At 65.7% G+C, this 15028-nt stretch carries 15 protein-coding genes; 9 read left to right on the forward strand and 6 right to left on the reverse strand.

Annotated features, from left to right (window positions below; all coding sequences use genetic code 11):
- Positions 1-154 precede the first annotated feature (154 nt).
- The 4 genes from AWB65_RS17620 to AWB65_RS17635 all read left to right on the forward strand — a co-directional run bounded on the left by AWB65_RS17620 (position 155) and on the right by AWB65_RS17635 (position 3246).
- Entirely contained in the window at positions 155-457 is a 303-nt protein-coding gene (locus AWB65_RS17620; RefSeq protein WP_087668386.1) for an EF-hand domain-containing protein, read from the forward strand.
- A 199-nt stretch (positions 458-656) separates the two neighbouring features.
- Positions 657-1370 carry a response regulator gene (locus AWB65_RS17625; protein ID WP_087668387.1) on the forward strand — a complete coding sequence of 238 codons (714 nt, stop codon included), beginning with the start codon at positions 657-659 and terminating at the stop codon, positions 1368-1370.
- Positions 1367-2719 (forward strand): ATP-binding protein, encoded by a 1353-nt coding sequence (locus AWB65_RS17630; protein ID WP_235007661.1) that lies wholly within the window; start codon positions 1367-1369, stop codon positions 2717-2719. The genes AWB65_RS17625 and AWB65_RS17630 overlap by 4 nt, the downstream gene beginning before the upstream one ends.
- Positions 2720-2793: 74 nt before the next feature.
- On the forward strand, positions 2794-3246 hold the full coding sequence (locus AWB65_RS17635) for a cupin domain-containing protein (RefSeq protein WP_087668388.1): 453 nt from the start codon (positions 2794-2796) through the stop codon (positions 3244-3246).
- A gap of 14 nt (positions 3247-3260) precedes the next feature.
- Here AWB65_RS17635 and AWB65_RS17640 read toward each other — a convergent pair whose 3' ends face one another.
- Positions 3261-4742: a polyhydroxyalkanoate depolymerase gene (locus tag AWB65_RS17640; protein ID WP_087668389.1), complete on the reverse strand. Its 1482-nt coding sequence runs from the start codon at positions 4740-4742 to the stop codon at positions 3261-3263.
- Positions 4743-4958: 216 nt separating this feature from the next.
- Between AWB65_RS17640 and AWB65_RS17645 the strand changes: the two genes are divergently transcribed.
- Positions 4959-5612 carry a glutathione S-transferase family protein gene (locus AWB65_RS17645; RefSeq protein ID WP_087668390.1) on the forward strand — a complete coding sequence of 218 codons (654 nt, stop codon included), beginning with the start codon at positions 4959-4961 and terminating at the stop codon, positions 5610-5612.
- Positions 5613-5696: 84 nt separating this feature from the next.
- The gene (locus AWB65_RS17650; RefSeq protein WP_087668391.1) at positions 5697-6413 is read left to right on the forward strand and encodes a helix-turn-helix domain-containing protein; all 717 of its coding nucleotides are present in this window, start codon (positions 5697-5699) and stop codon (positions 6411-6413) included.
- A gap of 8 nt (positions 6414-6421) precedes the next feature.
- Here AWB65_RS17650 and AWB65_RS17655 read toward each other — a convergent pair whose 3' ends face one another.
- Positions 6422-7408: a zinc-dependent alcohol dehydrogenase family protein gene (locus tag AWB65_RS17655; protein ID WP_087668392.1), complete on the reverse strand. Its 987-nt coding sequence runs from the start codon at positions 7406-7408 to the stop codon at positions 6422-6424.
- Positions 7409-8023: 615 nt separating this feature from the next.
- Between AWB65_RS17655 and AWB65_RS17660 the strand changes: the two genes are divergently transcribed.
- On the forward strand, positions 8024-8398 hold the full coding sequence (locus tag AWB65_RS17660) for a DUF3564 family protein (RefSeq protein WP_087668393.1): 375 nt from the start codon (positions 8024-8026) through the stop codon (positions 8396-8398).
- Positions 8399-8411: 13 nt separating this feature from the next.
- On the opposite strand, the gene AWB65_RS17665 is transcribed toward AWB65_RS17660, so the two are convergent.
- The gene (locus tag AWB65_RS17665; RefSeq protein WP_087654972.1) at positions 8412-8603 is read right to left on the reverse strand and encodes a DUF2964 family protein; all 192 of its coding nucleotides are present in this window, start codon (positions 8601-8603) and stop codon (positions 8412-8414) included.
- Entirely contained in the window at positions 8590-8895 is a 306-nt protein-coding gene (locus AWB65_RS17670) for an HPF/RaiA family ribosome-associated protein (protein WP_087668394.1), read from the reverse strand. The genes AWB65_RS17665 and AWB65_RS17670 overlap by 14 nt, the downstream gene beginning before the upstream one ends.
- A gap of 261 nt (positions 8896-9156) precedes the next feature.
- Here AWB65_RS17670 and AWB65_RS17675 point away from each other — a divergent pair, with 261 nt between their 5' ends.
- Together AWB65_RS17675 and AWB65_RS17680 are read left to right on the forward strand one after the other, a co-directional pair.
- Complete coding sequence (locus tag AWB65_RS17675; protein WP_087668395.1) at positions 9157-9582, forward strand: phasin family protein; 426 nt, start codon at positions 9157-9159, stop codon at positions 9580-9582.
- Positions 9583-9633: 51 nt separating this feature from the next.
- The gene (locus AWB65_RS17680; protein WP_087668396.1) at positions 9634-10446 is read left to right on the forward strand and encodes a class I SAM-dependent methyltransferase; all 813 of its coding nucleotides are present in this window, start codon (positions 9634-9636) and stop codon (positions 10444-10446) included.
- On the opposite strand, the gene AWB65_RS17685 is transcribed toward AWB65_RS17680, so the two are convergent.
- Together AWB65_RS17685 and AWB65_RS17690 are read right to left on the reverse strand one after the other, a co-directional pair.
- Entirely contained in the window at positions 10436-12970 is a 2535-nt protein-coding gene (locus tag AWB65_RS17685; protein ID WP_087668397.1) for a hybrid sensor histidine kinase/response regulator, read from the reverse strand. The two genes, AWB65_RS17680 and AWB65_RS17685, sit on opposite strands and share 11 nt — an antisense overlap.
- Positions 12971-13076: 106 nt before the next feature.
- Entirely contained in the window at positions 13077-14951 is a 1875-nt protein-coding gene (locus AWB65_RS17690; protein WP_087668398.1) for a DUF3857 domain-containing transglutaminase family protein, read from the reverse strand.
- Between the last annotated feature and the right edge of the window lie 77 nt (positions 14952-15028).

Here is a 15028-nt window from a genome sequence, read left to right on the forward strand (position 1 = left end):
CATCCGATGTCGCGAACTTTGTGGCGGCCGATGATGTACGCGCTTAATCGACTGACAAAAACCACGACATCCCGCGACATGATTTGCAAATTGCATCGACCGTGGGGCCGTCCCTAGAATGCGTCTGTCAAAACGAATCGATTGGAGAAGCCAGATGAAAAAGATGCTGACCTTGCTCGCGGCATGCAGTGCGATCGCGTTGTCGAACGGCGCGTTCGCGCAGACCGCGACGCAGCCGATGGGCGCCTCGCCGCGCGTCGAGCACGCGATGCAGCAGTTGCAGATGCGCTTCACGAGCGCCAACACCACGCACGACGGCAAGCTCACGCGCGAGCAGGCCGCCTCCGGCATGCCGCGCGTCGCGCAGCATTTCGACGAGATCGACACGCAGAAAAAAGGCTACGTCACGCTCCCGCAGATCGAGCAATTCATGCAGCAACGCGCGGCATCGCACTGACGACACGCGGCGCGGCACGCGATCGTCGTTGGGTTTGACGAGCGCGTATCGAGCCATTGCAGCGCGGCATGAGCATAACGCGATGTACAGTTCCGCGTACCGCCGGCCGTTCGACGCTTGAGGCTCATCTTCAAGCCGCGCTCATCGTCACGACGACGCTCATCAGCGCATTGCGGCGCTTCCGGAGAAGCCATCGAACATGGACACGCTGCCGAAAATCATCGTCCTCGACGACGAAGCCGAACTGCGCAATATGCTGCAGCGCTTTCTCGGCTCGCAGGGTTTCGAGGTGCGCGCCGTCGCCGACAGCCAGCGGCTCGACCGCTATCTGCAGCGCGAGCCCTACGACCTGCTCGTCCTCGACCTGATGATGGAGCCCGAAGACGGTCTCTCCGTGTGCCGCCGCTTGCGCGCCGAAGGCCACACGCTGCCGATCCTCATGCTGACCGCGAAGGGCGATCCGGTCGACAAAGTCATCGGCCTGGAAACCGGCGCCGACGATTACCTCGCGAAGCCGTTCCTGCCGGGCGAACTCGTCGCGCGGATAAAAGCGCTGCTCAGGCGCCAGAAAATGGCCTCGGGCGATCCGACGCTCACCTCGCAGTCGATCCGCTTCGGCGAATTTCGCCTCGACCTCGGGCGCCAGCAGCTCTTTCGCAACGACACGCCTTTTGAGATCCACTCCGCGCAGATGCAGTTGCTGACCGCACTCGGCTCGTCGCCGAATCGCGCGGTGAGCCGCGACAACCTGATCGCGCGCACGCGCGGCCGCGAGCATGACGCGCTCGATCGCAGCATCGACGTGCAGGTGCTTCGGCTGCGGCAGATCGTCGAAGCCGATCCATCGAAGCCGCGCTTCATCAAGACCGTGTGGGGCGTCGGCTACATGCTGCTTGCGGATATTGCGTCGTGAAGCGGCTGCGCCTGCCGCGTTCGCTCTTTGCGCGCAACATCGCGCTGCTGGTGGCGCTCGTCGCGCTGAGCCAGGTATGCTCGCTCACCGTGCTCATGCACTACGTACAGACGCCGCGCATCGAACGCGCCGCCGCCGCGTTCGCGAACTACGTGACGGCGCTCGGCGACGTGCTCGCCGTCGCGCCCCTCGACGCGCGCGGCCCGTTCATCGAGAAGCTTCGCGCGCAAGCCACGCTGCCCGCCGATACCGCGCTCGACCCGCCGCGCTCGCTATCCGCGCTTTACCGGAGCTACCAGCGCGAGACCTTCCTCGCGATGCTGCGCCGCCATCTGCCCGCCGATATGCCCGTGCGCTGGGAGACGGGCAAAAGCGCGCGTGACGAAGCGGAAGAGCGCCTGTGGTTCCGCGTACATGTCGCAAGCGAGCCGTACTGGATTTCGCTCGCGATCCCCGATGCGGCACACAGCGACGGCATGCTCACGACGATCCTGCTCTCGCTAGGCCTTGCCGCGCTCGCGACGCTCACCGCCTATGCGATCCAGCGCCACCTCAACCGCCCGCTCGACGACCTCGCGACCGCCGCGCGCAAGCTGAGCGCGGGCGGCCAGCCCGAGCCGCTGCCGACCGACGGCCCGACCGAAATCGCGCAGGTCAGCATCGCGTTCAATCGCATGACCGAGGCGCTGCGCGAAGCCGAGGCGAGCCGCGCGTTGATGCTCGCGGGCATCTCTCACGATATCCGCACGCCGCTCACGAAGCTGCGTCTCGCGATGGCGATGGCGATTCCCGCAGGCGGCGACCAGGCGTTCGTCGCATCGTCGGAGAACTATCTGGACCAGATCGACGGCATCCTCCAGCAGTTCATGGACTATGCGGGGAGCGGCGCGCGCGAAGCGCCCGTCGTGGGCGATGTGAACGCGCTGATCGCGAACCTCGCTGCGGATTTCGCGGGCCTCGGCCACGAGTTCGACCTCACGCTCGGCGACGTCCCGCCGTTCGCGTTTCGCCCCGTGAGCACGATGCGCATGCTGATGAACCTGATGCAGAACGCAGTGCTGTACGGCGTCACGGGGCTATCGGTGCGCACGTGGATCGATAAGGATGCACAAGCGTTGTGCGTCGCAATCGGCGATCGCGGCAAGGGCATCGCCGCCGACGAGATGGAGAAGCTGAAGGAGCCGTTCAGACGCGGACGCGGCGGCGCGGGGCATCCGGCGGGCACGGGGCTGGGGCTTGCGATCGTCGAGCGCATTGCGAAACTGCATGGCGGATCGCTGGAACTGCGCGCGCGCGAAGGCGGTGGGATGGAGGCGTTGGTGAGGCTCGGGATCGTTCCGAATGATTGAGCGAACAACGAATGGAACGCTTGATGCTTGATGACGACCCCCACCCTCAACGCAATCCCAAACTGGAGCGCGCCATGTCTTCCGAATCGTTCGAAATGTTCGACTTGCCCACGAAGTTTTCGCATGTTCGCCCGCAGGATACGACTTACGAGCCTGAAGGATTGCGCGATTTCTTCCGCTATCGCGATCTCGGCATTGCGGACGCGACGGGCGGCAAAGTGATCGCGCAACTCGTGAAGGCGCATGCCGCACCGGAGCAAGGCACCGGTTGGCACCGCCATGAGGCCGAGTTCCATATCGTGATCATGCTGAAGGGCTGGGCGCGTTTCATGTACGGCGACAAGGAAACCTTAGTCGCCGCTGGCGATTGCGTGCATCAGGCGCCCGGCATCGTTCATTTTCTCTTCGACTATTCGGAGGACATGGAGTATCTGGAGATCGTCGGTCCAGCGGACTTCAAAACGATCGATGCCGACGGGCCGTGTGAAGTGCCCGCCGTCACGCCTTGGGTGAGTGAGCCGGCTTGACCCTCGCACACGATTCAGGGCGAGCGCGCTGAGGCATCTCCATCGGATTGCACGGCCTGCGTGCCCGGCGCGTCTTCAGCCAGCGCTTCCGGATCGATCATATGCTCCGGCGCAATGGCCTCGCGATTCCGCGAAGGACGCGGCGTCGCGTCCGTGCTGATCTTCCCCGGCTCGTCCAGCACGCTCAAAGCCTCCGCGCTTTTGAGCGGCGCAATCGACTGCAACGGCAGGATCGGCTGTGCGCGTGCGTTGACGGTAATCGGGCTCGCCTCGTTGTCGTGGATCAGCGCACGCACGCGCGGATAGATCTGCCGCTCCCAGCGCTTGCCGTTGAAGACGCCATAGTGTCCCACGCCCGTCTGCACGTGATGTGCCTTCAGATATGGGCGCAGCTTGTCGCAGAGGTCCTGCGCGGCGAGCGTCTGGCCGACCGCGCAAATATCGTCGCGCTCGCCTTCGATGGTCAATAGCGCGGTGCGCCGAATCGCCGACGGCTCGACCTTGCGTCCGCGCACTTCGAGTTCATGCAGCGGCAGCGAATGCCGCTGAAAGACCGTATCGACCGTTTCCAGATAAAAATCGGCCGTCAGGTCCATCGTGGCGAAGTATTCTTCATAGAAGACACGTACCGCGTCCGCGAGATCGGGATCGCCCTTCGCGCGCTGGTAATGCATGTCGGCGAACGATTCGAGGTGGCGCGGCATGTTCATCGACATGAACGCGCTCAACTGCATGAAGCCCGGATACACGCGCCGGTGTGCGCCCGCGAAGCCGAACGGCACGGCGCTGATCAGGTTCTTCTCGAACCAGTCGAGCGGCTTGCTTTTCGCGAGCTCGTTCACGCGCGTCGGGTTGATGCGCGTATCGATCGGGCCGGCCATCAGCGTCATGCTCGCGGGCTGCGCGGGGTTGTTGTCCGCCGCCATCAGCGCGACGGCCGCGAGCGCCGCGACCGTCGGCTGACACACGGCGAGCAGATGCGAGCCCGGCCCCATCTCCTCGACAAAATCGATGATGTGCTGGACGTATTCATCGAAACCGAAGCGGCCGTGCATCAGCGAAATGTCGCGCGGATTGTGCCAGTCGGTGATGTAGACGTCGTGATCGGCGAGCATCGTGCGCACGGTGCCGCGCAAGAGCGTCGCGAAATGCCCGGACATCGGCGCGACGACGAGCACGCGCGGCTGCCTCTGCGCGGTGGGCACGTCCTTCACGAAGTGGACGAGCGAGCAGAACGGCGTCTTCGCCGCGACTTGCTCGAAGACAGGCACGGTCTTTCCGTCGATCTCGACCGAATCGAGCTCGAACGGAGGGCGCGAATGCGTAAGACCCGCGAGCGTCATGAGATCGCAGCTCGCGCGCAGGCCGCGGCCTTGCGGCGTCGCGGCCATCGTGGGCCACGCGGCGAGCGCGTGGCTGACTAGCGCGGCGCCGTGCCGGAGCGGCAGCATCAGGTCGGACAGCGCCTGATAGGCGGGATATGCGAAGGGGTTCATCGATCTCCCACAGGTGCGCACTACACAAAGGAGCCTTTGAGGACGCAATACATATGCCACGAGCGCTATCAAGCGGGCTTGATCGCCGACACCGCCGCGTCACTCCGGCATATTAGTCTGATTAGCTTGGCATAACACTTGCGCTTATCCGCCCGGGCCCTGTTTTTGCCGCGAATTGGTGCGCCACCGCACCACTTACTACCGTTGGAGACTCGTATGGCAAAAGCGACGCTGACCATCAGCAGCAAGAATTACTCCTCGTGGTCGCTGCGCGGATGGCTGCTGACGCGTTTTAGCGGTCTACCGTTCGAGGAAGTCGTCATGCCCGTCGACGATCCCGGCGCGCGCGCGGAACTGCTGCTGCTCTCGCCGTCGATCCTCGTGCCGTGCCTCGTTCACGACGGCATCAAGGTCTGGGACACGCTGGCGATCGCCGAATACCTGAACGAAGTCTGCCCCGATGCCGGGCTCCTTCCACCCGAGCGCCGCGAGCGGGCGCATTGCCGCGCGATCTGCGGCGAGATGCATTCGGGCTTCGCATCGCTGCGTTCCGCGCTGCCGATGAATCTCAAGGCGCACTTTCCCGGCTTCAAGGTGTGGGCACGCGCGCAGACCGACATCGAACGGGTGACGACGATCTGGCACGAATGCCTCGCGCAATACGGCGGGCCGTACCTGTTCGGCGAGCGCACGGCCGCCGACGCGATGTTCGCGCCCGTCGTGACGCGTTTCGTGACGTACGACGTGAAGCTCGACCCGGAGATCGTCACGTACGGACAGACCATTCTCGCGATGCCGGAGATGCAGGAGTGGATCGCCGACGCGCAGCACGAAGCCGAGGAAATCGACGAACTCGACGCGGAGTTCTGAGCGTCTCATGCGGCGGGCTTTGGTATTAGCCGCGCCGTGAACGATACTGTTGGATGAATCCTCCGCGATGGACCGAGGCAGGTCATGTCATCCGCAACCGATGTCGGGCATCACGCAGCGCCATGCGCCGGGGCGGCGCCGTGCCAAGACCGCCCGATCACGCCGCCCGACCTCTCCCCCGACGACCTCGCCCGCATCGATTCGATCCAGTTCCCGACCCGCACCATTCATCGCGGCGAAACGCTCTACCGCACCGGCGACGACTTCCGCAGCATCTATATCGTGCGCGTGGGCTGCTTCAAGACCGTGATCACGCATCACGACGACCACGAACAGGTCACAGGCTTTCACCTGCCGGGCGAGACGCTCGGCCTCGACGGCATCTGCACCGATCGCCACGCCTGCGAAGCGATCGCGCTGGAAGACAGCTCCGTGTGTATCGTCGCGTTCGATCTGCTCGAAACGTTGTGCCGCGAAGTCAGGACGATGCAGCACCACGTGCATCGGCTGCTGTCGGGCGAGATCGTGCGCGAGTCGGCGCTGATGGTCATGCTCGGCACGATGACCGCCGAGCAGCGCGTCGCCGCGTTCTTGCTGGATCTGTCGGCGCGGCTCGCGGCGCGCGGCTACTCGTCGGTCGAATTCCAGTTGCGCATGACGCGCGAGGAAATCGGCAGTTTTCTCGGGCTCAAGCTCGAAACCGTCAGCCGGATGCTGTCCCGATTTCAAAAGGACGGCCTCATCGATACGCGCGGGCGGCAAGTGCGGATTCTCGATCGCGAGAAGCTTTCGCGCGTTTAGCGTCTGTTTCAGCGAACCCTCAGCACCGCCGCGCCCGTCACGCGCCCTTCGCGCAAATCGGCGAGTGCGCGGTTGGCATCGGCGAGCGGGTATTCGGTCGTGCGCATCTCCAGATGGAATTGCGCGACGAGCTTCATGAAGGCGCGGCCATCGTCACGCGTGAGATTCGCCACCGACACCACGCGCCGTTCGCCCCACAGAAGCGCATACGGAAACGACGGAATGTCGCTCATGTGAATTCCGCCACACACCACGACGCCGCCTTTCGCCACCGCCTTCAGCGCCGCCGGCACGAGCGCGCCAGCCGGGGCGAAGATGAGCGCGGCATCGAGTTCGTCGGGCGGTAATTCGTCGCTGCCGCCCGCCCAGTTCGCCTTCAGATCGAGCGCGAGCTGCTGCGCGGCGGCATCGCCGGGACGGGTGAACGCGTACACCATGCGCCCCTGGTGACGCACCACCTGCGCGATGATGTGCGCCGCCGCGCCGAACCCGTAGATGCCGATGCGTCGCGCGTCGCCCGCCATCGCGAGCGTGCGGTAGCCGATCAGGCCCGCGCACATGAGCGGCGCCGCTTCGATATCCGAGTAGCGCGCGGGCAGATGCAGGCAATAGCGGCTGTCGGCAACAACGCGCTCCGCGTAGCCGCCGTCGATCGTATAGCCGGTGAACGCGGGTGCATCGCAAAGATTCTCGCGGCCCGCGCCGCAATAGCGGCAATGTCCGCACGTATGCCCGAGCCACGGCACACCTACACGATCGCCCGGCTCGAAATCCGTCACGCCGACACCGACCGACGCCACGACGCCGACGATCTCGTGTCCCGGCACTAGCGGCAGCTTCGGCTTGTCAAGCTCGCCATCGACGACGTGCAGGTCGGTCCGGCACACGCCGCACGCGTGGACGTCGATCAGCAACTGGCCAGTGTCGGCGATCGGGTTCGGCAGGTCGGCTTCGCGCAGCAAGGGCGACGTGCCGTCGAAGATCATCGCGCGCATGACGTTCGCTCCTTTTAAGCAAGTGCTCACACAGCGGCGCGCTTACGCAAACAAATAGCGCCGCAATATGCTGCAACCGCAAAAGCCGGACCCAGGCCGCTTGTTGGGGCGCGGGCGAATCGCACTGGTGCAAGCGTGCACTGCTTCGTGCTTTCACGGCGGTTCGTGACCTCGCTGCACGTCGCGTCCACGCCTTATTCTTGAGCATAAGCAAAGCAAATGCACATTCATACCGATGCGCAAAATGCTCGATGGACGACGCCGATGGAAGCGCATAGTGTTGTATCGAACGGGTCTCGCAGATTCGCAACGTTGTGAAATCGGAGCGTCGTTCAGCGCGATGCGAATTTCGATTGAACTTCGGCATCGGCCTTGCTTCTCACGAGAGTGGAAGAATGCAGCCAGCGCCATTCAAGGCGCCGTGAAGAAGAAGTTGCTGCGATGCAAGAGCGCGCGGCTAAAGCCCGCAAGCATCGCCCGCCCATCAGACATGGCCGGCATGAACGCGTTTCCCCGCGTCATGCCGTTGTCGGAATACCGGTTCCCGGAACGTCGTGGCGTGCGCCTGAAGCCGCGCAGTTCCGGGTGATTGAATCGCTATCGTGGAGGTTTGTCATGCGTATTACCGTCAAGCTCGATGCATTCGAGCGAGTCGATTCCGCTGCATTCGCCATCCTGTGGCTGGACAAGGAGACACGTCGCTGGTCACGCGAGGGACACCAAAGCGTCGATTTGCCGGACTGGGGCGGCCTGCAGGCGCGTCCCGACGGCACGCTGATCTGCGACCCGCATGCCGAGTCGCCGCTGTGCGTGCTGGAACACCTCGATTTCGATGCCGTCGGCGGATGCGTCGAAGGACAGGCCGGGCGCGCGCTGTGGTACATCGATGCGTCGCGCGAACCGGCGGCCGGACGCTGGCATGTGCAGTGCATCGACCGTGAACGCATCACGGCCGAGCACGGCGTCTTCGCCGGCGACGAAGACGCCTAGAGAAACACTTCGCTCATGGTCCGTCGCTTGGCAGCGGCATCAGGAGCACGACGAAGGTCGTCACGCCTGTGACGATCGCGAGGACGCCGTAGAGCATCACGGCGTCCTGGTCGAAGAGCATGCCGCGCAACGCGGTGGAGATGCCCACGAGCGCAACGAAGACGGCCACCGCCGCCAGTACGATCCGCGATTCACCCCTGACCATGGCTTTTCTCCATCTCGCGCACGGCCGCGTCGAACGCGACGTGCAAAGCAGCGCGCGCGTCTTCATCGACGCTGTGCGGCATCGGGATCAGCTCGTGCGCGCGCGTGATCAGATCGAGCCGCGCGTCGAAGCGATCCGCCCTCGAAGCCGAGCGCATCAGTTCCACCGCGACATGGCAGCCCGCAAGGCGTCCGGCAAAGCGCTGCACGCGCGCGAGTTCTCCGGCCGCCGCGGCCTCGATGTCCGCCGAACCAGCGAATCCGCGATACGCGATCTGCATGCCGACTTCCATGACGCCGCCCTTGCACGCTCATCCCTCTTTCTATTTTTGTAGTCCCGATGCGCGCATGCGTTGACCTGCGTCAAGGTCTGCAAAAGCGTCCACACAAGCGTCCGAAAGGCTTGCCAAAGGCATGCCTGCTCTGGTGTTTTCCCTTGGCTCTGCGCGCGTGCGTTGTTGGTAGTATCAGTTGCCGGCATCGTTGCGGGAACGAACGCGCACGCGGCTGGCGCCCCACGCGCCGCACCGACTCGCAGACCACGGGAGACACGAATGAATCAATCAAAATACAGTGATCCGTTTAGCCAGTTCGCCGCGATGTTCCAGCAGTACAAGCTGCCGGGATTCGACGTCTCGGCGATCCTGGAGGCGCGCCGCAGGGACGTCGAGGCGCTCGCCGCGACGAACCAGGTCGCGTTCGGCGGCATGCAGGCGTTGCGCGACAAGCAGCTGGAAATCCTGCGCCGGACGCTGAGCGAACTCGAAGCGATCGCGACGCAATTCGAGGCGTCGTCGAGCAAGCCGCCTTTCAACGCGACCGAACTCGTGCAACGCGCGCTGCGCGACGGTCTCGCCGACATGCAGGACATCGCGCGCACCACCCAGCAGACTCAGGCGGAAGCCTACGCGCTCGTCTCGAAGCGCATGGAAGAAGCGCTGAAGGAGCTGAAAGCATCGGTGAACCGGCCTCAGACCTAGCCAGAGCTCGGGTCCGGGGCCGCGCGCCATGCGGCCAAGCAGAGGTTTTCGATGGCATACGACGATTTCACCGCGTTCGAACACCGTGGCTGGGAGCATCTGGTCCAGCCCTACGAAAACTACTTCGTCAGGCTGACCGCGCAGTCGCACGGCGCGCTGCTCGATGCGCTCGGCGTCGGCGACGCGAGCCGCCTGCTCGACGTTGCGACCGGCCCCGGCACGCTCGCGGCGGCGGCCGTCGAGCGCGGCGCGACGGTATCGGGCATCGATTTCTCGGCGGCGATGATCGCCCACGCGCGGCAGACCTATCCGGAAGTCGAGTTTCAGGTCGCGAGCGCCGACAAACTCCCCTTCAACGACGAAAGCTTCGATGCGGTCGGCATCGCCTTCGGCATGCTGCATTTCCCGGACCCCGAAGCCGCGCTCGCCGAGGCGTTCCGCGTGCTGCGCAAGGGCGGGCGCGTCGCGTTCACGGTGTGGGCGGCGCCAGAAAAGGCGATCGGCTTCCAGATGGTGCTGAAAGCCGTGGAGATGCACGGCCGGATGGACGTCGCGCTGCCGGCCGGGCCGCCGTTCTTCCGCTTCAGCGACCCTGACGAATCGAAAAGTGTGCTCACCGAAGCAGGGTTCGCCGATCCGCAAGTGATCGAAGTCGAGCAGACGTGGCACATCGCGCCGCCCGAGACGCCGTTTCACAGCCTGCTGCGCGGCGGCGTGCGCATGAGCGCGCTGCTCAACGCGCAGGAGCCGCCCGCGCTTCTGAAAATCGAAAGGGAAGTGAAGGCGAGCGCCGCCCGCTACATGCAGAACGGTCAATTGCTCGTGCCGATGCCTTGCGTGCTCGCGTCGGCGGTCAAGCGCTGACGTCGCTGTCGGTGTGGCCCGTCAGTTCGCTTTGCAGCACCGCAAAATCGACGGGTTTTTGCAGCACGCGCACACCCGGAATCGGCTCGCCGATCACCGCGCTGTTGCCGTAGCCGGACACGAGCAGCACACGGATCGCCGGACGCGACTGCCGCACGTCGCGCGCGAGTTCGGCGCCCGACATGCCGGGCAGCGTCAGGTCGGTGAGCAAGATGTCGAAACTGCCGGCGGAAAGCACCTCCAGCGCCTCCTCCGCGCTCGCCACCGCCGTGCATTCCAGACCGAGGATCGTGAGCAGGTCGTGCATCGCTTCGCGCGAGTCGGCATCGTCTTCGACCAGCAAGACCGAGCGCTGCCCCGCCGCGCGCGGCATCTCTTTCGACGGCGGATTCCCGGCGCGTCGAGCGCGGTTCTTTTCGAGCGCCGCGCGAATCTTCCGGGCCAGATCGTCCCGCCGGTACGGCTTGTTGAGCAGACTCACGCCCCGATCGAGCTTGCCCTGGTGAAAGATCACGTCGCGCGTATAGCCCGACGTGAAGAGCACCGCGATCGGCGGCGAACACGCGGCCGCGCGCCGCGCCAGCTCGGCGCTCTTCACCTCGCCGGGCATCACGACGTCGGTAAACAGCAGGTCGATGTCGAGCCCGCTTTCGATCAGCTTCAGCGCCGCGTCGCCGTCGGGCGCCTTCAGCACTTCGTAGCCGAGCTCCGTCAGCATCTCGACGGCGGCGAGCCGCACGTCGGCATCGTCCTCGACGACGAGAATCGTCTCGTGCGCGCCGAGCGGCACGCCGCCCGTATCGGCGGTTTCGGGCGTTTCCGCCTCGTCGCAGCGCGGAAAGCAGAGGTGCACGGTCGTGCCGCGCCCCGGTTCGCTCTCGATCGACGCATGCCCGCCGCTCTGCTTCGCGAAGCCGAACACCATGCTCAGGCCGAGGCCCGTGCCGCGTCCGTCGGGCTTGGTGGTGAAAAACGGCTCGAACGCATGTTCGAGGACCTCAGGCGGCATGCCAGCGCCGGTATCGGTGACAGAAAAACACAGGTAGTCGCCACGCGCGAGCTCGGGCGTCTCGCGCCACTCGCCCGCCCCCACGACGACGTTGCGCGCCGTCAACGTGAGCGTGCCTTCTCCGTGCATCGCGTCGCGCGCGTTGATCGCAAGATTGAGGAGCGCGTTTTCGAGCTGGTTCTTGTCGACGAGCACGTTCCACGGCTTCTCGCCGAGGCTCGTCCGGACGGCAACGGTCTCGCCGAGCACGCGGTGCAGCATCTCCTTCATTCCGGCGAGCAGACGCGCCGGACTCACTACCGCCGGCGACAGCGGCTGGCGCCGCGCGAACGCCAGCAGTTGCGCGGCAAGGCGCGCGCCGCGCTGCACGGCATCCGTCGCGGCGGAGATGCGGCGCTGCGCGGCCGCGTCGCTGCCCGCGCTCGTCGCGAGCATCTGAAGATTGCCGCCGATCACTTGCAGGACGTTGTTGAAGTCGTGCGCGACGCCGCCCGTCAGGCTGCCGATCGCCTCCATCTTCTGCGCCTGGCGCAACTGGGCCTCGGCGGCGGTGCGCGCGGCGACCGCATCGGCGACGCGCTGCTCCAGCGTGCTCGTGAGCTGGCGCAGCGCTTCCTCGGCGATCTTGCGCTCGTGGATGTCGATCAAAACGCCGGGGAAGCGCAGCGGCGCGCCCGTCGCGTCGAGCTGGCAGCGGCCGTTGGCCTGCACCCAGCCGTAGCTGCCGTCCGGGCGGCGGATGCGGAATTCGATGTTGAACGGCTGGTTCGACTGCAGCATTTCGCCCGCGAGATGACCGATGCGGTCGCGGTCGTCGGGATGGACCGTGCGTTGCGCGACTTCGCGGGGCAGGCCGTGGGAGGCGGCGTCGGCATCGACGGAAAAGGTGCGCGCGAAGCGTTCGTCGCCGCGGATCGTGTCGGTCGCGACGTCCCACACCCAGGTGCCGAGCACGGCACCCGTGTTGAGTGCGAGTTGCAGGCGCTCGTTAGTCGCGCGAAACGCCGCCTCCGCCGACTCGCGATGGCGCTCGGAAAGCACGCGACCGGTTGTCTCCACGACGATCGACAGCACGCCGGCGGGCGCGCCGTGGTCGTCGGCGACGGGGCTGTAGTACAAATCGAGCCACACGTTCTCGGGCCGGCCGTTGCGCAGCAGCACGAGCTCCTTGTCGTGGTAGGAGAGCGTGGCGCCGCTGAGACACGTGTCCATCACCTGCCGGTTGAAGGCCGCGACCTCCGGCCAGCCGAATTCGACCGGCGAGCCGAGCAGATACGGGTGGCGCCCGCCCGCGAATTCCGCATAGGCGTCGTTGTAGATCATGTAGCCCTGGCGACCCCAGAGCATGACGAGCGGCACCGGCGACGCCAGCAGAAGCTGCACGGCGGCGGCGAGGCTGCGCGTCCAGGCATCGATCGGTCCCAGCTCGGTCAGCGACCAGTCGAACGCCTTGATGCGTCCGGCCATCTCGCCTTTCCACCCCGGGCAGCCGTGGTCTTCCGTCAAGAAGGGCATGCGGTGTTCTCCGCCCATTCGGAAGATGGGTCGTATGTTGTGACGTCGTGAAGCGGCCGGTTGCGCCGCGTCTTATCGATTTTAGGTCACGCGGGTTGCAAAGGCTTTAGCGCGCCGCCTTCACGATGATCTGCGCCTGCGTATCGCGCTCTATCTTCTTCAAAAGTGCGAGCGTCGCCTCGAAATCGGCTGGCGAGCACACCTGCTTGCCGAAATCCGCACTCAGGCGCCGCGTCACCTGGATCACGTTGCTCGCCGGATCGAACACGTAGCGCGAGCGAAATGCGAAGAAGCGGCCCTCGATCGTCGCGCCGTCCGGGACTTCCACGACGCGCACGTCCTTCGGCAAGGCAATCTGCGAGACCTCGTCGAACTCGCCGCCGACGCACACGAACGGCTGCGTGCGCGTACGCTCGGAAAGCCAGTTGCGCACCTGCGTCGCGATGCCTCCGGAGAGGCTCGTCAGCGCCGGCAGCGCCGTGGTGCCGGTCGGCCAGACGACGTCGTCGAGCGTGCCGGCGAGCGTCGTCATGAACGGGCCGGTGGTGGCGTCGACGTCGCTCGTCGTGAGGCTCGCGCTGCCGCGCAGGCCGGTGGCGCGCAAGCGCTCGACGGCGAGCGCGTCGCGCCGCTGCGTGCTCGTCGAGCGCAGGTTCGAGCGCTCCATCTCCGCGATCCAGCCCGCGTCACGCACCCAGTACGACAGCGCCGCGCCGCCGTTCGCCGCGACGTCGATCGCCAGGCGCGCGTCGCGGCCGAGCGGCTGCACGGCGGGCGTGCGCGCGAGCGTGCCGGAATCGACGAGGAGCGTCGGGCGGTCCATGTCGATTGGCGGCAGATAGCCGAACTCGACGCTTGCCGCCGTCGAATCCGCGTAGAGCTGCAAATCAGGCAGCCAGGTGATGACGTGATTGATCGCGCCCGATCCGTAGCCGGGCACGGCCGGCAGCGTATAGACGGCGCCGAGGCCGATCAGCGCCGCTTCGCTGCGGATGCCGACCGCCGCGAGCAGCGCGCCGAACAACGCGACGTGGTCCTTGCAGTCGCCGTAGCGGTTCGCGAGGACATCCGTCGCGCGATGCGGCACGGCAGGACTCTGGCCGATGAAGAGCGCCACGTAGCGGATATTGCGGCGCACCCAGTCGTAGAGCGTCTTGGCTTTGGCGCGATCGTCGGCGTCGTTTTGCGTGAGCATGCGCGCGAGATCGCGGATGGCGGGAGCGTCGGCGGTCGGATCGGCGGCGGGTTCGCGATAGCTCGCGGCAAAGGTCGCGTAATCGGGAAAAGTGGAGACCATCAGGCGGTCGCCGTACTGCACGTAGCCGACCGAGCCGTTCTCGATGCGCTCGACGCGCTCGCTGCTGTAGTTGAATTCGTAGCGCGTGCGGCCGTTCTCCGTCACGGGCGGCGACGCCACGTAGCCGCGCGCATCGGCGTAGAGCGTCTTGCCGGCCGGCAGGTCGAAGATCAGCTTCTGGCTTTGCACCGGGCGCCGTCCCGGTTCGACGAAGTAGTTGAACTGGCCGGCGACGACGGGCGTCGACTGGCTTTTATGAAACCGCAGATACACACTCGACCCGGTGCCGACGCCCGGAAAGATTACGGCGCGCAGCTTCGCGTCCTGAAAAGTGGGTGCGCCCGCCGAGCGCGGCTCCTGGATGTCGCGGATCTGGTCGGGCATCACCGCGTGACGCACGCCGTTCATGTCGATCGCGTAGGCATCGACGATGTCGACCTTCGACACGCTTTTGTCGAACCACACGTAACGCTGCGCGATTTCATCGATGCCTGCAGGCGTGTTCGCGCGCAGGACCGTCGCGTCGTCTTCGACGACCGAGCCGTCCTCCGCGACGACGAAGAGGTGCACGTCGCTCACGACCGTCGATGGCTCGTCGGTTGCCCAGGCGGGCGCGGCGACGCCTGCCGCCAGCAGGCAGGCGACGCCGAGACGGCGCATGACATTGATCGATCGGTGACGCATGACCCGCTGCCCCTCGCGCCACGCGCATGGTGATAACAGGTCATCGTACCGTAGTTTCAGGCCCCGGCGGACCGGCG

This window comes from Caballeronia humi (genome assembly GCF_001544475.1).
GTDB classification, from domain to species: Bacteria; Pseudomonadota; Gammaproteobacteria; order Burkholderiales; family Burkholderiaceae; genus Caballeronia; species Caballeronia humi.